A 16,691-nucleotide genomic window follows, 5' to 3' on the forward strand; every position below is an offset into this window, starting at 1 on the left:
CATTGCGCCTGATAACGAAAGCGGTGAACACCCCGCCCGTCAACGACCAAAGGTTTACCCCGTGCTGAACAAGTTTCCCAAAACCCATCTCGCTGCCGCGGTCGTCATCACCGCGGTGGTCACTACTGCGATGGTCCTGAGCCCCAGCTCCGACGTTGAGGCCAAACGGATGTCCGTTGCCCTGGATATCGAATCCGGCAAGGCCACCCCCATGCAACCGGCGGCAACTGACAACGCCGCCGCCAGTGCCAATGCTCAGTCGGTGCCGGCAGCGCTGTCTGCAATCGCGCCCACCGAAGCCACAGCCACCGCGGTTGATGTACCGGCGGAGCCACAACTGACCTGGTCCCGCTTCGACATCCGCAGCGGCGACACCCTCTCCAGTCTGTTCAAGAAGGCCGGCTATAACGACGGCCTAATGCTGTCGGTGATTCACGGTGAGGGCGAGGCGGTCGCGCTGCAACATCTTTACGCCGGAGAAACCATCGGCTTCGCCAGCAACGACGACGGCGACCTGGTACAGATCCAGCTCGAGCGCAGCCGTCTGGAGACCCTGCAGATCGACCTTACCGACGACGGCTTCGTGGGTGAGAAAGTGGTGCGCGAGCCTGAGGCCCGCATTACCTATGCCGAAGCCGAGATCGACAGCTCGCTGTTTGGTGCCGGCCAGTCTGCCGGCCTGACCGACAAACTCACCATGGAACTGGCGGGCATCTTCGGCTGGGACATTGATTTTGTCCTCGACATCCGTAAGGGCGACCGCTTCAGCGTGGTGTACGAGGAGCTGTTCCTAGACGGTGAGAAAATCGACAACGGTCGCATCCTGGCGGCCAGCTTCAACAACCAGGATCGCGAGTTCAAGGCGGTACTCTATACCGACGAAGACGGTGTCAGCGCCTACTACACCCCCGAAGGCCGCAGCATGCGTAAAGCCTTCCTGCGGACACCGGTGGACTTCGCCCGCATATCCTCACATTTCAACCTGTCCCGCCGTCATCCGGTGCTGCATCGCATCCGTGCCCATAAAGGCACCGACTACGCCGCCAGCCCGGGCACGCCGATCAAGGCGGCAGGCGACGGCAAGGTGATCCACGCCGGTCGCAAGGGCGGCTTCGGCAATGCGGTGGTACTTCAGCACGGCAACAACATCACCACCCTGTACGCTCACATGCGTGGCTTTGCCCGCGGTATCCGCTCCGGACAGCGAGTGACCCAGGGTCAGGTGATCGGTTATGTCGGCTCCTCTGGCCTGGCTACCGGCCCGCATCTGCACTACGAGTTCCGGGTTAACGGCGCGCCCCGCAATCCGGTGACCGTGCCGCTGCCCGATGCCGAGCCCATCCCCGGCGACGAGCGTCAACGCTTCTCCGCCGCCACGCAGGGGCTGCTGGCCCAGCTCGATACCTTCCAGAGCACGTCTGGCATGACCCTGGCCCGGGGCGAGTAAGCCATGGGGCCGGCCTACGTTGGCCTGATGTCCGGCACCAGCATGGACGGCATTGACGCCGCGCTGGTGTCGTTCAGCGCTGACCGGATCAAACTTCACGCCACCCACACCCTGCCCTACCCGGATGACCTACGTCGCCACCTGCAGCGGGTCAGTCAGAACCAGGGCACGCCGGATGATGTCGGCCACCTCGACCATCAGGTGGGCCGACTGTTCGCGGAAACCGCCGCCGGCGTGTTACGGCATCCCAATGCCCGCGGGCTGGATGTGGTCGCCATTGGCAGCCATGGCCAGACCATTCGCCATCAGCCCCGCGGGGAAGCCCCTTTCTCCATGCAATTGGGCGACCCAAACCTGATTGCCGAGCACACCGGCATCGCCACGGTGGCGGATTTCCGCCGCCGGGACATGGCCGCCGGTGGCGAGGGCGCGCCTCTGGTGCCAGCCTTCCATCAGTCGTTTTTCGGCCACCCCAGCCAACAGCGCTGCATCGTCAACATTGGTGGCATAGCCAACATCAGCAGCCTGTCCCCACGGGAGCCACGGGTTCTGGGGTTCGATACCGGCCCGGGCAATGCCCTGATGGATGCCTGGTGCCAGGACCAGCTTGGCAAGCCCTACGACGCCGATGGCCACTGGGCGGCCGAAGGTCGCGTGCATCAGGCGCTGTTGAGCGACTTACTGTCAGATGCCTACTTCGCCCTTCCAGCGCCCAAGAGCACCGGCAAGGAGAAGTTCAATCTCGACTGGATTCGCACCGCCCTGACCCGCCATCCGGGCATCGAGGCAGTCGATGTCCAGCGCACCCTGCTGGAGTTGACGGTCATCTCTATTACCAAACAGTTGCCGGAATGCCCCGACCTGAAAATTTACGTCTGTGGCGGGGGTGTTCGCAATCGGGTGCTGCTGCAGGAACTTCGCCGGGCCTGCACCCCCTTCAAAGTCTGTTCAACGGAGGAACTGGGGCTGGACCCGCAGTGGGTAGAGGCGACAGCATTCGCCTGGCTCGCCCGCCAGACCATTAACCGGTTGCCAGGCAACCTGCCGGAAGTCACCGGTGCCAAGGGACCAAGACTGCTGGGTGCGGTTTACTACCCCTGAGAAGGGTCTTGTCGATGAAACGCAGTGGGGAAAAGGGGAACAACGGAGCCGTCCAGAGAACCGCTCCGCCGGGTATCAGATCGAGAAGGACGAACCGCAGCCGCAGGTGGAGCTGGCGTTGGGGTTCTGTACCACAAACTGGGAGCCCTGCAGCCCCTCCTGGTAGTCCACCGTCGCGCCGACCAAGTACTGGTAACTCATCGGGTCCACCAGCAGCACCATGCCACCACGCTCGATGACGGTATCGTCTTCCTCCTGGTTCTCATCAAATGAGAAACCGTACTGGAAGCCAGAGCAGCCACCACCGGTCACGAAGACCCGGAGTTTCAGATCCGAGTTCTCTTCCTCTTCAACCAACTCCCGCACCTTGGCAACGGCATTGTCACTGAAGAACAGCGGTGTCGGCATTTGTTCCTGCACTACACTCAAGTTCGCCTCCGATACACGAGTCAGGGATGGGTTGGGGCGGCTGACCAAACTGGCCCAGCCAGAATGCCAGGCCCAATTATCGTATTCCCGACCAAAGCAGTCAATTATTCCACATCGGCGCGGGCATCGTCGTCTTCACTGACCGCTGACGAATCCTCAGCACGGTTTTGCTGTCCCAGCAGGCCGACCGGTTCACGCTGGTTCACCAAGTTACCGTTCACCGTCGCCCCCATCGCCATCTCAATCAGGTTGTAGTACACGTTGCCGTTGATTGAGGCCTTCGCCGCCAGCTCCAGATGCTCCGAGGCATACACATCCCCATGCACGGTGCCATTGATGATGACGTGAGGGGCCACAATGTCGCCGTCGACTTCACCGACTTCGGAAACCCGGAGCACGGCAGAACCACCCTCTTCGGCCGAAATCTTGCCGCGCACCTTGCCATCAACGTGCAGACCACCGGAAAACTTCAGGTTGCCTTCGATCGCCGTCTTGGCGGAAATCAGCGTATCGAACTGCCCTGCGGCGGGCCGACGTGGCTGCTGTTTTTTCTTTCCTAGCATGTCATTTCTCCGTTAGCTGCCCCCAATCAAAGGTGCGCTCGGCCTGGGACGACTTGCTTCCCTGGGCCTGGGCCACCACCTGAACTTCAAGGGGCTGAAAACTGTCGGGTACGGTCAGGAACCCTTCCACGTCCTGGAAGTATCGGAACCGGAACTTGACCCCCAGGTCGGTGATCTCTTCGGACAGATCCCGCAGGGCAATCACTTCCTTTTCGCCATCACGCAGTCCGATCACGTTGACGGCAACAATACCACCGATATAGCTGCTGTTGTCACCCACCTGGGTAAGCACCAGTTTGAATCCGTAACGCCCGTCCTGACGGGTGGTGTGCAGGTTCAGTCGATCCACCTGCAGCCCCTCGGCCACTTCCGAGGGCGCCATGATGTTGCGGTAGAAAGTCAGGTCCGCTTCCAGCTCCGCCACCCGGCTTTCCAGTCGGGCGATGGTGTGGCGGGCCTGGCTCAGCGCCGCTTCATCGATGCTGCGCCCCCGCTCCAAATTGATCAGCTGCTGTTCCGACGCCAACCGCTTCTGCTGCAGCGACTCCAGCTGATCCAGCAAATGGTCACGGGTGTCCACCACCGACGTGAGCTGGGTGCCGGTCTGGGACAGGCCCAGGAAATAGCCGCCAGCGGCGCAGGCCACCGAAAACAGCAGCAGGATTGCGGTACGGCGCAGCCGGCGGCCTGGCCGCCGGCGCACCATCACATATTCTTCACTGGGACTGCGGCTGTCGCTCACACCAGGCCTCAGGGCAGCAAGGCTGGCGCTTGCAGACCCAGGTCTTCCTGCAGCCCGAACATCACGTTCATGTTCTGAACGGCCTGACCGGCAGCGCCTTTGACCAGGTTGTCGATCACTGACGACACGATCACTGTCGCGCTGTCTTCCTGCCGGTGCAGGGCCATCCGGCAGTGGTTGGCGCCCCGCACGCTGCGGGTCTCGGGATGACTGCCAAACGGCAGGACATCGACAAATGGCTCGTCACGGTAGCGGTCCTCAAACACCGCCTGCAGACGATCGAAATCCGCCGGATCGTTCAGCTCGGCGTACAGGGTTGCCTCGATCCCACGGATCATCGGCAACAGATGTGGCACAAAGGTGACCCCCAGGGAGGCGTCGCCAGCGGCGGCAACCAGGCCCTGACGGATCTCCGGCAAGTGACGATGACCGGACGCACCATAGGCCTTGAAGCTCTCACCAATCTCACCGTGGAGCATGCCGATCTTGCCCTGGCGACCGGCCCCACTGGCACCGGACTTGGCATCGGCGATAATGCGATCGGTCTTGACCAGCCCCTGCTCCAGCAACGGCAGCAGCCCCAGCTGAACGGCGGTGGGGTAGCAGCCGGGATTGGCGACCAGTTCGGCTTCGCGAATGGCGTCGCGGGCCACTTCCGGCAGACCATAGACGGCTTTCTCGGCCCACTCCGGGCTCTCGTGGGGCATGCCGTACCAGGTAGCCCAGACGTCCAGATCCTTGAGCCGGAAATCGGCAGACAGGTCCACCACCCGGGTGCCCCGAGCGATCAGTTCCGGCGCCATGCGCATGGCCACACCATGGGGCGTGGCAAAGAACACCAGATCGCACTCAGCCAGTGTGTCCAGGTCCGGGGCGGTAAAGTTCAGGTCGAAGTGTCCTCGGAGGTTGGGGTAGAGATCGGCCACCGCCATGCCGGCCTCAGACCGGGATGTGATACAGCGCACCTCCACTTCGGGGTGCACCGCCAGAATGCGCAACAACTCGACACCGGTGTAACCGGTTCCTCCGACAATACCTACCTTGATCACCGAACTCTCCCGCTGCAAATCCCCACGCCAGGCGCGGGGGTGGATTTGGCCGGCTATTCTAACACGATAATCCCGCGTCTTATTGCAGGGCGCCCCCGCTCCTTTACAATTAAGGGGCCCGGGAAGCGGGCAAACCTGCCACCACCGTCAATCCGGATAGACGATCACCATGCGCGACCTCAAGCACCAGATCAGCGAACGACTGTTCCCCCTGTTCCGGCGCCGGCTGTCCGGCGTTGACGCCCTGCCCCAGCTGGCCCTGCTGGGGCTGCTGTCCGGTCTGGTGACGGGGGTGGTGATCCTGCTGTTCCGGCTGGCGATTGAGCTGCCGCTGGAGTACTTCCTGCCCGGTCATGACTCCGAAGCGTTCGAGAATCTGGATCTGATCACCCGTGGCTTGCTGCCGCTGGCCGGCGCCGTGGCCCTGGGGCTGTTCCTCCACCGACTGGGCATTCAGGACCGCAAGGTGGGCATCGTCCACGTCATGGAGCGACTCAATTACCACCAGGGGTATCTGTCGTTTCGCAGTGCGGTGGTGCAGTTTGTCTGCGGGGTTGGCACGGTCATTACCGGCCAGTCAGCGGGACGGGAAGGACCGGCAGTCCACCTCGGCGCGGCGTTCTCCAGCCTGCTGGGCCAGTGGATGCGCCTGCCCAACAACAGCATCCGAACCCTCGTCGCCTGTGGCTGTGCGGCGGCGATCTCGGCGTCCTTCAACACCCCGATCGCCGGCGTGATCTTTGCGATGGAAGTGGTGATGATGGAGTACACCATCGCCGGCTTCACCCCGATCATCCTGTCGTCGGTGACGGCGGCAGTGGTCACCCGGGCCGTGTATGGCGACGAGCCGGCGTTCAGTGTGCCGGCACTGACCATGAACTCGCTGCTGGAGATTCCCTGGATTCTGGCGGTGGCCGTGATCATTGGCATCGCCGCTGCCGCTTTCACTTTCCTGCTCGACTACACCGGTCGTTTCCACCAGCGCCCGGTGCTGCTGCGCATCATTGCTGCCGGCGTTCTGATGGTGCCGTTTGCCCTGTTGGTACCGGAGGTGATGGGTATCGGTTACGACACCGTCAGCGCCACCATCCACAACCAGTTGCCGTTCTGGCTGCTGCTGGGCGTGGCGCTGGCCAAGCTGGTGGTTACGGCGGTCACCCTGGGGCTGGGCATGCCCAGCGGGGTGATTGGCCCGACCATATTCATGGGCGCGACCCTCGGCGGCGCCATGGGGCTGGTCGGTGCCGCCATCGCGCCGGAGTACGCCTCATCGGTCGGCTTCTACGCCATGCTGGGCATGGGCGCAATGATGGGGGCAGTACTGCAGGCGCCACTGGCCGCACTGATGGCCCTGCTGGAGCTGACCCTCAACCCCCACATCATCCTGCCGGCGATGCTGATCATCACCACTGCCAGCATGGTGACCAGCGAGGTGTTCGGGCAGAAGTCGCTGTTCCTGACCATTCTCAAGAGCCAGGGCCTGAGCTATCAGAACTCCCCGATCATCCAGGCCTTGCGACGGGTATCCGTGGGCGCCATCATGGACCGCAGTTTCGCCCGGGTACAGCGTCACCTGCCCCTGGACGACTGCAAACGGGTGCTGAAAGCGGAGCACAAGTGGCTGATCGTGGACGGCAGCCAGGGCCCCGGCGCGCTGTTACCGGCGGTGGACCTCGCACGTTACCTGGAGGATGTCACCGAAGAGAGCCGGGAAACCGACAAGCCGCTGCCGGAATCCATTGACCTGATGGACATTCCCGCCAACCGACGCGACCTTGCTGCGGTACAATATCAGGCCACGCTCGAGGAGGCGCTGCAGGTGTTTCACGCCAGCAACGCCGAAGCACTGTACGTTCAGCGCCACGTTGCCCCGATGATCCAGCGGATCTACGGCGTGGTGCTGAAGTCCGAGATCGAAAGCTACTACCAGTATCGACGGAGTTAACGGATGTTGTGGGTCAAGGCCTTTCACCTGATTGCCATGGTGTGCTGGTTCGCCGGGATTTTTTACCTGCCACGGCTGTTTGTCTATCACGCTGCCTGCGAGGATGCTCCGGGGCGGGAACGCTTCAAGATCATGGAACGAAAGCTCTATCGCGGCATCACCACGCCGTCGATGATCGCAACCCTGGGCTTTGGCCTGTGGCTGATCAGCTTCAACCCGGCCGGTTATCTCAGCCAGGGCTGGCTGCACGCCAAGCTCACGCTGATTCTGCTACTGGTGGGCTACCATTTCTACTGCGGTCACCTGGTCAAGGTTTTCCGCGATGATCAGAACACCCGCAGTCACGTATTCTACCGCTGGTTCAACGAACTGCCGGTGCTGGTGCTGCTGGCTGTCGTCATCCTCGCCACCGTCAAACCCTTCTAGGAGGCAACGTCATCGAACTCAAACATCGCCCCCAGGTCCTGGTGCTGTCAGGGCTGGACCCCTCCGGCGGCGCCGGTATCCAGGCCGACATCCAGGCGATTACGGCCCTTGGCGCCCATCCACTGCCGGTACTGGCCTGCCTGACCGTTCAGGACACCCGAAACGTCTACGGCGCCTGCGCCATTGAGGCCGACCTGGTTCGCCAGCAACTCGACTGCCTGGCCCAGGACACCCCGTTCCACGCCATCAAAACCGGCGCCCTGGGGAATGCGGCCATCGTTGAGACGCTGCTGGATTTCCTCGCTGACAAACCCGACATCCCGCTGATTGTCGATCCGGTGATCAAGGCCGCCGGCGGTGGCGACCTGGCCGATCAGGCGCTGATCGAGTCAATGAAACAGGCGCTGTTTGCCCGCGCCGACCTGATCACCCCCAACGGCATCGAGCTGGCCCTGCTGGGGGACTCGGAACAGCCGGATCAGGCTGCTGCCAACCTGCTCAGCGGCGGCTGTCAGGCGGTACTGGCCACCGGCGGTCATGGTCAGGAAGAGGACATTACCAACACACTCTACTGCGAGGACCAGGCGCCCCGGGCCTGGCAGATACCCCGCCGTGGCGGGGAATACCATGGCACTGGCTGCACCCTCGCCGCCGCCATCGCCGCTGGCCGGGCGGCCGGGCTGAGTCGGGAGACCGCCATCGAGCAGGCCCAGCGCTTCGTATCCGCGGCCATCAATCAGGCGCTGGCCGTTGGCCAGGGCCAGCCGGTACCCGACCGGTCGGTGCGGATTGCCCCATGAACCCGGCTTTTAGCAAAGGGTTGCGGCCCGGGCTCTACGCCATCACCGACGAACAGCTGATCCCCGCCGACCAACTGGTTGCCGCAGTCACCGCCGCCCTCCGCGGTGGTGCGGTGCTGGTGCAGTATCGCGACAAACGCTCCCCGGACAGCGTGCGGCTGGACCAGGCCAGCCGACTCCAAGGCCTGTGTGGCGAAGCCGGGGTGCCGCTGATCATCAATGACGATCCGCAGCTGGCCAAACGAGTGGGGGCCGCCGGCGTTCACCTGGGCCAGAGCGACCAAACCCTGACCGACGCCCGCAACCTGCTGGGGGAAGACGCCCTCATTGGCATTACCTGTCACGGCGATCTCGAACTGGCCAGACTGGCCCATGACCAGGGCGCTGACTACCTCGCCTTCGGCCGCTTCTTCCAGTCGGCCACCAAGCCCGGTGCGCCCCCGGCAAACCGCCAGGTACTGGCCCAGGCCCGGCAGTTCGGCCGCCCCACCACCGCGATTGGCGGCATTACGGTCCATAACGGTGCCGACCTTATCACCAGCGGCGCAGACCTGCTGGCGGTGGTGGGCGGATTGTTCGGCCCCGGTGATGTCGAACTGCGCGCACGACAATTCAGCCGCTTGTTCGCTGACCATCATCCGCTCTACCCTTTTCACCCGTAACCTTTTTAACCCATCACTTTCAGTAGCCGTCACGGAGCTCCACAGCATGACCCAGTCTGAAACCCTGTTCGAACAGGCCCAGAAATACATTCCCGGTGGCGTGAACTCGCCGGTCCGGGCTTTCCGCGGCGTTGGCGGCACCCCGCTGTTCTTCAAACGCGCCGAGGGGGCCTACCTCTACGACGAGGACGACCGCCGCTACATCGATTACATCGGATCCTGGGGGCCCATGATCGTCGGCCACTCCAACCCCAGCATCAAGGAGGCCCTGCACCGGCAGATCGATCTGGGGGTCGGCTACGGCGCCCCCACTGCGATTGAAACCGACATGGCCCGCAAGGTATGCGAGCTGGTGCCCTCCATCGACATGGTGCGAATGGTGAATTCCGGCACCGAGGCCACCATGAGCGCCATCCGCCTTGCCCGCGGCTACACCGGTCGCGACAAGATCGTCAAATTCGAAGGTTGTTACCACGGCCATGTCGACTCCCTGCTGGTAAAAGCCGGCTCCGGCGCCCTGACCCTCGGCGAACCCAACTCCCCAGGCGTTCCCGCCAGCCTCGCCGAGCACACCCTGACACTGTCCTACAACGACATCGACGGCGTTCGGGACACCTTCGCAAAGATGGGTGACCAGATTGCCGCCATCATCGTTGAGCCAGTGGCCGGTAACATGAACTGCATCCTCCCGGTACCGGGGTTCCTGGAGTGCCTGCGGGAAGTGTGTGACGCCAGCGGTACGGTGCTGATCTTCGATGAGGTGATGACCGGGTTCCGGGTTGCCCTGGGTGGCGCTCAGGCCCACTACGGCGTGACCCCGGACCTCACCGCCCTGGGCAAGGTCATCGGCGGCGGTCTGCCCGTCGGAGCCTTCGGCGGCAAGCGCGCCATCATGGAACATATTTCGCCCCTGGGACCGGTGTACCAGGCCGGCACTCTGTCGGGTAACCCGTTGGCGATGGTCGCCGGGCTGACCAGTCTCAACCTGATCTCCGAGCCGGGCTTCCACGATGACCTCAGCCGCAAGGCCGAGACTCTGCAGCAGGGCCTGAAGGCCGCGGCCGGCAAGGCCGGCGTTCCGCTCGCGGTGCAGGGCGCAGGCGGCATGTTTGGCTTCTTCTTCACCGACGCTGAGCAGGTCACCACCTTTGATCAGGTCATGGCCTGCGATGTGGAACGCTTCGGTACCTTCTTCCAGGGCATGCTGAAAGAGGGTGTCTACCTGGCGCCGTCGGCGTTTGAAGCCAGCTTCGTCAGCGCCGCACTGTCAGACGACGACATTGCTCACACCCTGCAAGCCGCCGAGCGGGTATTCGCCACGCTGTGATCCAACCCACGTCGCCACGCCCGAGTTCCCGGGGCGTGGCGACGCTGACCACATCGTAACGCCCCGCCCTTACAGGGCCGACGCCCTGGCTTCGGCCTGATCCGCACCCGCCACATTCCCGCGAGCGCGGCGAATATCAGCAAGCAGCAACCAGCCGGAGCGCTGCAGTCCGGCATTGCGACCCGCCAGAGATAGCCCCTTCAGCGTAAACTGTTCCGCCGCCCCCAGGTTATCGGCCGTCACATAAGCCTCGGACAGTTTGAAATAGACCTCCGCCGAACGCGGCGAAATGCGTTGTGCCCGCTCCAACTGGCCAATCGCCGCCTGTGTCCGGCCCTGGGCCAGCAGACTGTCGGCGCGCGCGATCAGGCTGGCCGCCGCGCCGGACAGGGCATCCCCCTCATCACGGTAACGTGGTGCCGGGTCCGGTTCACGGGGCGTTGCCTCCCGGGCGGAGCTTGGCCGGGCCGGTGTCGCCGAATCCTGGCTGGACGTCGAGGATGCGTCGGCAGGCTCGGAGCGATCATAATCCGGTGGCGGCGCCGCCGGCACGTAGATGGAAGAACCACCCGGTCCGGTGGCGCAGCCGGCCAGCAGCAGCGCACTGCCAAAGGCGCTGCCCAGCATCAGGCGCTTGAGGGTCGGGTGTTTGGATGTCAGGTGCTTGGGGATCATTGAAACAGTCCTTCAAACCAGCCCCGCAGACGGTTGGACAGACTGCCGGCACAGTCATCCTGCCGCTCGGGCTCGCTACCAGCGATGAATGGAATCAGTCGCGCATTGTCGCAGGACTCCGCGGTCAGCGCACCCGTCTCCGCGTTCACCCAGTGATACTGGACGCCATCCGGGACTACCGGCTGAAAGCCGTGCTGTGGCACCTGCGACATGAATTCAGACCACACCGGCAAGGCCCCGGAGGCGCCGGTCAACGAGGTGGCACCGTTGTCATCACGCCCCACCCAGCTCACCGCCAGCAGGTCACCACTGAAACCGGCAAACCAGCTGTCGCGACCGTCATCGGTGGTGCCCGTCTTGCCCGCCAGCGTGAGCTCCCGGGGCAACCAGCGATAGGCCGAGCGACCAGTGCCTTCCTGCATGGTTTCCTGCATGGCGTACTGCACCAGGTGGGTGGCCGCCGGGTCCAGCACCTGGTCCACCGCCAGGTTGTAGCGGCTAAGTGCCTCCCCCCCGGCGTCGGTAACCTGACGAATGGTGCGCAGTGGGGTATTGAAACCACCAGTTGCCAGCCCCTGATAGGTCTGGGCCACGGTCACCGGGGTCATCGACACCGCGCCAAGCAGCATCGACGGGTACTGGGAGATCGATTCAGTCACCCCCAGGTCCTGCAAAATATCAGTGACGGAGTCCACACCAACGTCCAGTCCCACCCGCACCGTGGGCAGATTGTAGGAACGGGACAACGCCAGGTGCAGCGGCACCTCACCACGCTCCTTGCGATCGTAGTTGCGCGGTTCCCAGCGCTGGCCGTCATCGAACACCAGTGCAAAGCTCTTGTCCTGCACCGGGGAGATCAGGGTGTAACGCTCTGGCTGCTGCAAAGCCGCCAGATAGACGAAGGGTTTGATCAGCGAACCGATGGGACGACGGGCATCCAGCGCCCGGTTGAAACCGGCAAAGCGCGGATCACGACCACCCACCAGCGCCAGCACCTCACCGCTGTTGCGGTTGGTGACCACCATCGCCGATTCCAGCTTGCCGTCGCCACCACGGCCATCCAGTTCCTTCAGGGTTTCCCGTACCGAACGTTCCGCCGAATCCTGAATCGCCGGATCCAGGGTGGTGAAGATTCGCAGGCCTTCGCTCTGCAGGTCTTCGTCGCGATAGTCCCGCGCCAGGTGACGGCGTACCAGATCGATATAGGCCGGGTAGCGGTTCTCCGAGAACGAGGGCTTTGAAGTCACACCCAGCGGCCGCGCCTTGGCATCCGCAGCGGCCTCTTCACTCAACAGGCCCTGCTGCACCAGCACATCAAGCACCAGGTTGCGCCGCTGCCGGGCCCGTTCCGGGTGCCGACGGGGGTTGTAGTAACTCGGTCCCTTTACCATGCCCACCAGCAGGGCCACCTGGTGCGCCCTCAAATCCGCCAGTGACTCACCAAAGTAAAACTGGCTGGCCAGGCCAAAGCCATGAATGCTGCGCACCCCGGCCTGCCCCAGGTAAACCTCGTTGAGGTAGGTTTCGAGGATGTCGCGCTTGTCGTAATGCAGCTCCAGCAGAATCGCCATCAGCGCCTCATTACCTTTGCGCACCAGGGTCTGCTCGCGGGTCAGGTAGAAATTCTTGATCAGCTGCTGGGTCAGCGTGCTGCCGCCCTGCACCACCCGGCCGGCACGCAGGTTCACCCACATGGCGCGGGCAATGGACAACGGCGCAACGCCAAAGTGGTCGTAAAAATCCCGGTCTTCCACTGCCAGTAGGGTTTGCTCAAACAATGGCGGCAGGTCACTGAGCTGGATCAGCACCCGATCTTCCCGGTGGGCCGGATAGATGCCGCCGATCTGCGCGGGCTCCAGCCGCACGATGGGGGAGGACGGCCCGGACAGGGTGCGCAGCCCCTGTACCCGGTCGCCAGCAATCCGGAACGCTAGCCGCCGCCGGGGTTCATCACCGTCGCTGAATTCAAAGCCCCGGGTGCTGATCACATAGTTCTGGCCGGAACGCTGATAGGTACCGACGCGCTGACCATCGCCCTGACGATAACCCGCCAGCGCCAGCTCACGCTCAAGCGCGCTGCGGCTGACGCTGGCGCCATCATACAGCTCCAGAGGACGGGCATAGACCCGCGACGGCACCTCGAAACGACGACCCTCGAAGCGCTCGGTCACAACGGCATCCAGGTACACCATCCAGCCAGCCAGCAGCACGGCACCAACCAGAGTCAATCGCAGGACCAGTGGCCAGAACCAGCGTTTGCGGGCAACGGGGGATTTCTTGGGGGATTTGCGGGATTTCTTCTTGGCGGGCGCAGACTTTTTCATGTCCGGATTATACCCACAGCCAGCGCGGGCTTGGCAGGGCCGCTCTGTGTTATTTCTGTAATGCGCCCGTTATGATAGAGAGCCACAAAAAACAGAACTCCAAGGAGCGGTCGTGACCGAGACATCCCCAGACCAGTTGATCCAGGCTTTGCAGAACCCGGACCTGTTTGACCACCCGGTAGACAGCTTCGAAGTGCTGGAAACCCACATTTCCTGGGTGCTGCTGACCGGCGACTACGCCTACAAGATCAAGAAGCCGATGGACTTCGGCTTCCTGGATTTCTCGACCCTGGACCGTCGGCGGCATTTCTGTGAGGAAGAGTTGCGTCTCAACAGCCGCCTTGCCAGCGAGCTCTACGTCGATGTGCTGCCGATCACCGGCACTGCGGACGCGCCCCAGCTGGGCGGCAGCGGCGAGGCCATCGAGTATGCCATTCGCATGCGCCAGTTCAGCCAGAGCGAACTGTTCGACGCCCGCCAGGAACGGGGCGACCTGCCAGCGGCGCTGTTGACCACTCTCGCCCGCCAGGTCGCCAGCTTCCACGACCAGCTGCCGGCGGTCGCCGACGACAAGCCCCTGGGCACGCCGGAGGCGGTTTATGCCGCCATGCAGGAGAACTTTGACCAGATTCGTCCGCTGTTGTCGGATCAGCCCCTGCTTGACCAGCTCGACAACCTCGAGGCCTGGACTCGCACCACGTTCGAGCGCCACCACGAGCTGATTGCCCAACGCCGTGCCGGCGGTTTTGTCCGGGAGTGCCACGGTGACCTCCACCTGGCCAATATCACGGTATTCAATGACCAGGTCACGGTCTTCGACGGCATCGAATTCAACGAGCCATTCCGCTGGATCGATGTCATCAACGACCTGGCGTTCCTGCTGATGGACCTGGAGTCCCGTCGCGAGTACGCCCTGGCCAATGAGGTGCTGAACACCTACCTGGAGTACCGCGGCGACTTCCAGGCGCTGACCCTGCTGCCGCTGTACAAAGCCTACCGCGCCCTCGTTCGCGCCAAGATTGCCCTGTTCACCCTCGGCAACCCGGCCCTGACCGACACCGAGAAGGCCGGCCTGCACCAGCGCTATCGCGATTACGCCGAACTGGCAGAGAGCTACAGCGGCATTCCCAACCATTACCTGCTGGCCACCAGCGGTCTGTCCGCCAGCGGTAAGACCTGCGTCAGTGCCGCCATGGCCCGGGAGCTGGGACTGGTACGGCTGCGTTCCGATGTGGAGCGCAAGCGCCTGTTCGGCCTGGGGCCACTGGACCAGAGCAAGTCGCCCCAGGGCGGTAACCTGTACACGCCGGAAGCGACCGAACGCACCTACCAGCGCCTGGCGGAACTGGCCGGCCAGCTGCTGGAAGCCGGTCTGCCGGTCATTGTCGACGCCGCCAGCCTGCGGGTCAGCGAGCGGACACTGATCGCCGACGTAGCCGAAAGCCACAGCGTGCCGTTCGCGCTGCTGCACTGCGAAGCACCGGAAGAGAAACGGCGGGCCTGGATTCGTGAACGCAAGGGCGACGCCTCCGAGGCCACCGAATCCCTGCTGGATGCCCAGAAGGACTGGTGGGAACCGCTGACCACGGACGAGAAGCGCCACACTGTCCACGTCCACACCGACCAGCCCCAGGCGGCCGAAGCGTTGGCCGACTGTATCCGCCAGCACCTGGGGCTGCCGGAGTAACGCCCTGCGCACGCGGGCCCGGCCATGGTCTGGCCCGCACTGGGCTACACTGTTACCAGTCGGCGCGGCACCCGCGCCCGGGAAGGAGTAAAACGATGGACACCGACGCAATCCGCCATATCGACGACCCGCTGTATGAGATCCTCCGCAACGAGAACATGAAGGCGTTCAACGAGGCCAAGGCCAAGCGGGACAGCCTGCCCAGTTTTTCCCATGGCGACTTCCGCGGTCTGGATCTGCGGGGCCTTGACGCCAGTGGTCTGGATTTCAGCCACGCCTACTTCCGCGGCGCGGACATTCGTGGCGTCGACTTCCGTGAGGCCCAACTGGAAGGCGCCAGCATTGCCGGTGCCAAGATTTCCGGGTGCTACTTCCCGCTGGCGCTGCACGCTGATGAGATCGTTATGTCGCTGAACCATGGCACCCGCATGCGGTGCAATACCGGTAAGTGAACGCCTCCACCACCTGGCACCCGGTCTGCGAGCGCGACGCGCTGACGGACCGGCAAGCTGTCGAGTTCACCGTCGACGATACCCCGGGCTTTGTGATGTTCCACCGGGACCAACTGGTGGCCTACGCCAACCGCTGCCCTCACCTGGGCATCGAGCTGAACTGGATGCCCGGCCGGTTCCTGGATGCCGACGGCGACTTTATCCAGTGCGCCACCCACGGCGCGCTGTTCACCCCCGACCGCGGACACTGCATTGCCGGCCCGTGCCAGGGCGATGCCCTGAGCCCGCTGGAGGTGCGGGAAAGCCGCGGCCAGATTCTGGTCAGGGTGCCAGACTGACCGGCACCGGCCGGACCAGGTCAAGGCGGCCACTGACCTCGCCAGCAACGGCCAGATCCGCCTGCCAGGCCAGCACTTCCACCCCTCTCGCTACCGCTTCCCGCAGCAGGGCGCCGTAGGCCGGATCGATCCGGTCCGCCGGGCGAACTTCGGTGATGCCGGTGTGATTGACGCAAAACAGCAGCACGGCCCGCTCACCAGCCTCGACCTGCGCCATCAGTTCCCGCAGGTGCTTCTGGCCGCGGGTGGTCACCGCATCCGGGAACAGCCCGCGGCCATCCTCGCAAAGGGTCACGTTCTTGACCTCCACCCAGGCATCCGCCAGCTCGGCATGGCCGGACAGATGCAGGTCGATGCGACTGTTCTCAGCGCCGTAGCGCACTTCACTGCGGCAGTGGGCGTAGCCCGCCAGCGCCTCGATGCGCCCCGCTTCCACCGCCTCCCGGGCCTGGGCGTTGGGACGAGCGGTATTGATGCAGGCAAGCTGCCCCGGGGCAGTTTCCACCAGTTCCCAGGTGTACTTGAGCTTGCGTTTGGGGTTGTCACTGGATGTTAACCAAACCCGGGCATGATCCGGCTGGCAGCCCAGCATGGAACCGGTGTTGGGACAATGGGCGATCACTTCACTGCCATCCGGCAGTAGCACATCTGCCAAAAAGCGTTTGTAACGCCGGATCAGGCGCCCCTCAATCAACGGCGACGGGAATTGCATGCTATGCTCCGA

The 16,691-nt window shown here is 63.7% G+C and carries 18 protein-coding genes; 11 read left to right on the forward strand and 7 right to left on the reverse strand.

All coding sequences use genetic code 11. The annotated features are described in order from the left end of the window. Positions 1-61: 61 nt before the first annotated feature. Positions 62-1,447, forward strand: coding sequence for a peptidoglycan DD-metalloendopeptidase family protein (locus tag J2887_RS18255; RefSeq protein ID WP_227172554.1), 1,386 nt, complete (start codon positions 62-64; stop codon positions 1,445-1,447). 3 nt (positions 1,448-1,450) lie between these two features. Further along, the gene (locus J2887_RS18260) at positions 1,451-2,548 is read left to right on the forward strand and encodes an anhydro-N-acetylmuramic acid kinase (RefSeq protein ID WP_227172555.1); all 1,098 of its coding nucleotides are present in this window, start codon (positions 1,451-1,453) and stop codon (positions 2,546-2,548) included. A gap of 75 nt (positions 2,549-2,623) precedes the next feature. Here J2887_RS18260 and erpA read toward each other — a convergent pair whose 3' ends face one another. The 4 genes from erpA to argC form a co-directional block, all read right to left on the reverse strand. Then, positions 2,624-2,956 carry an iron-sulfur cluster insertion protein ErpA gene (gene erpA, locus J2887_RS18265; protein ID WP_227176168.1) on the reverse strand — a complete coding sequence of 111 codons (333 nt, stop codon included), beginning with the start codon at positions 2,954-2,956 and terminating at the stop codon, positions 2,624-2,626. Between the two features lie 125 nt (positions 2,957-3,081). Then, positions 3,082-3,540, reverse strand: coding sequence for a bactofilin family protein (locus tag J2887_RS18270; RefSeq protein WP_227172556.1), 459 nt, complete (start codon positions 3,538-3,540; stop codon positions 3,082-3,084). Position 3,541: 1 nt separating this feature from the next. Beyond that, positions 3,542-4,282, reverse strand: a complete 741-nt coding sequence (locus tag J2887_RS18275; RefSeq protein ID WP_227172557.1) for a DUF6776 family protein — start codon at positions 4,280-4,282, stop codon at positions 3,542-3,544. Positions 4,283-4,290: 8 nt separating this feature from the next. Beyond that, positions 4,291-5,331: an N-acetyl-gamma-glutamyl-phosphate reductase gene (gene argC / locus J2887_RS18280; protein ID WP_227172558.1), complete on the reverse strand. Its 1,041-nt coding sequence runs from the start codon at positions 5,329-5,331 to the stop codon at positions 4,291-4,293. Positions 5,332-5,500: 169 nt separating this feature from the next. Here argC and J2887_RS18285 point away from each other — a divergent pair, with 169 nt between their 5' ends. Genes J2887_RS18285 through hemL form a run of 5 tightly spaced genes read left to right on the forward strand, consistent with a single transcriptional unit; the run spans position 5,501 to position 10,491 of the window. After that, positions 5,501-7,276 (forward strand): chloride channel protein, encoded by a 1,776-nt coding sequence (locus J2887_RS18285; RefSeq protein WP_227172559.1) that lies wholly within the window; start codon positions 5,501-5,503, stop codon positions 7,274-7,276. Between the two features lie 3 nt (positions 7,277-7,279). Then, positions 7,280-7,702 (forward strand): protoporphyrinogen oxidase HemJ, encoded by a 423-nt coding sequence (hemJ, locus tag J2887_RS18290; protein ID WP_227172560.1) that lies wholly within the window; start codon positions 7,280-7,282, stop codon positions 7,700-7,702. A gap of 41 nt (positions 7,703-7,743) precedes the next feature. Further along, the gene (gene thiD, locus J2887_RS18295) at positions 7,744-8,502 is read left to right on the forward strand and encodes a bifunctional hydroxymethylpyrimidine kinase/phosphomethylpyrimidine kinase (protein ID WP_227172561.1); all 759 of its coding nucleotides are present in this window, start codon (positions 7,744-7,746) and stop codon (positions 8,500-8,502) included. Continuing rightward, entirely contained in the window at positions 8,499-9,164 is a 666-nt protein-coding gene (gene thiE / locus J2887_RS18300) for a thiamine phosphate synthase (RefSeq protein WP_227172562.1), read from the forward strand. The genes thiD and thiE overlap by 4 nt, the downstream gene beginning before the upstream one ends. A 46-nt stretch (positions 9,165-9,210) precedes the next feature. Continuing rightward, entirely contained in the window at positions 9,211-10,491 is a 1,281-nt protein-coding gene (hemL, locus tag J2887_RS18305; RefSeq protein ID WP_227172563.1) for a glutamate-1-semialdehyde 2,1-aminomutase, read from the forward strand. A gap of 69 nt (positions 10,492-10,560) precedes the next feature. Here the strand turns inward: hemL and J2887_RS18310 are convergent, their stop codons facing one another. Both J2887_RS18310 and mrcB read right to left on the reverse strand, forming a co-directional pair. Continuing rightward, complete coding sequence (locus J2887_RS18310) at positions 10,561-11,166, reverse strand: tetratricopeptide repeat protein (protein ID WP_416381873.1); 606 nt, start codon at positions 11,164-11,166, stop codon at positions 10,561-10,563. Next, a complete protein-coding gene (mrcB, locus tag J2887_RS18315; protein ID WP_227172564.1) occupies positions 11,163-13,490 on the reverse strand; it encodes a penicillin-binding protein 1B in 2,328 nt (775 codons plus the stop codon). Before mrcB ends, J2887_RS18310 begins: the two co-directional genes overlap by 4 nt. Between mrcB and J2887_RS21875 the strand changes: the two genes are divergently transcribed. From J2887_RS21875 to J2887_RS18335, 4 genes are all read left to right on the forward strand, one after another. After that, positions 13,406-13,606, forward strand: coding sequence for a DUF2614 family zinc ribbon-containing protein (locus tag J2887_RS21875; RefSeq protein ID WP_227172565.1), 201 nt, complete (start codon positions 13,406-13,408; stop codon positions 13,604-13,606). The genes mrcB and J2887_RS21875 overlap by 85 nt on opposite strands. After that, positions 13,603-15,177: an AAA family ATPase gene (locus tag J2887_RS18325; RefSeq protein WP_227172566.1), complete on the forward strand. Its 1,575-nt coding sequence runs from the start codon at positions 13,603-13,605 to the stop codon at positions 15,175-15,177. Before J2887_RS21875 ends, J2887_RS18325 begins: the two co-directional genes overlap by 4 nt. A 95-nt stretch (positions 15,178-15,272) precedes the next feature. Further along, positions 15,273-15,629, forward strand: coding sequence for a pentapeptide repeat-containing protein (locus J2887_RS18330; RefSeq protein WP_227172567.1), 357 nt, complete (start codon positions 15,273-15,275; stop codon positions 15,627-15,629). Then, positions 15,626-15,967 carry a Rieske (2Fe-2S) protein gene (locus J2887_RS18335; protein ID WP_227172568.1) on the forward strand — a complete coding sequence of 114 codons (342 nt, stop codon included), beginning with the start codon at positions 15,626-15,628 and terminating at the stop codon, positions 15,965-15,967. The genes J2887_RS18330 and J2887_RS18335 overlap by 4 nt, the downstream gene beginning before the upstream one ends. Here the strand turns inward: J2887_RS18335 and sfsA are convergent. Further along, the gene (gene sfsA / locus J2887_RS18340; protein ID WP_227172569.1) at positions 15,951-16,679 is read right to left on the reverse strand and encodes a DNA/RNA nuclease SfsA; all 729 of its coding nucleotides are present in this window, start codon (positions 16,677-16,679) and stop codon (positions 15,951-15,953) included. The two genes, J2887_RS18335 and sfsA, sit on opposite strands and share 17 nt — an antisense overlap. Positions 16,680-16,691: the final 12 nt, after the last annotated feature.

It is taken from the genome of Marinobacter sp. CA1 (genome assembly GCF_020546665.1).
GTDB classification, from domain to species: domain Bacteria; phylum Pseudomonadota; class Gammaproteobacteria; order Pseudomonadales; family Oleiphilaceae; genus Marinobacter; species Marinobacter xestospongiae.

Bases quoted from the DNA above. Each gene is read 5' to 3' on its own strand.
- J2887_RS18260 (WP_227172555.1), top strand. From the start codon at position 1,451: ATGGGGCCGGCCTACGTTGGCCTGATGTCCGGCACCAGCATGGACGGC.
- erpA (WP_227176168.1), bottom strand. From the start codon at position 2,956: ATGCCGACACCGCTGTTCTTCAGTGACAATGCCGTTGCCAAGGTGCGG.
- J2887_RS18270 (WP_227172556.1), bottom strand. From the start codon at position 3,540: ATGCTAGGAAAGAAAAAACAGCAGCCACGTCGGCCCGCCGCAGGGCAG.
- J2887_RS18285 (WP_227172559.1), top strand. From the start codon at position 5,501: ATGCGCGACCTCAAGCACCAGATCAGCGAACGACTGTTCCCCCTGTTC.
- hemJ (WP_227172560.1), top strand. From the start codon at position 7,280: ATGTTGTGGGTCAAGGCCTTTCACCTGATTGCCATGGTGTGCTGGTTC.
- thiE (WP_227172562.1), top strand. From the start codon at position 8,499: ATGAACCCGGCTTTTAGCAAAGGGTTGCGGCCCGGGCTCTACGCCATC.
- hemL (WP_227172563.1), top strand. From the start codon at position 9,211: ATGACCCAGTCTGAAACCCTGTTCGAACAGGCCCAGAAATACATTCCC.
- J2887_RS18310 (WP_416381873.1), bottom strand. From the start codon at position 11,166: ATGATCCCCAAGCACCTGACATCCAAACACCCGACCCTCAAGCGCCTG.
- mrcB (WP_227172564.1), bottom strand. From the start codon at position 13,490: ATGAAAAAGTCTGCGCCCGCCAAGAAGAAATCCCGCAAATCCCCCAAG.
- J2887_RS18330 (WP_227172567.1), top strand. From the start codon at position 15,273: ATGGACACCGACGCAATCCGCCATATCGACGACCCGCTGTATGAGATC.
- sfsA (WP_227172569.1), bottom strand. From the start codon at position 16,679: ATGCAATTCCCGTCGCCGTTGATTGAGGGGCGCCTGATCCGGCGTTAC.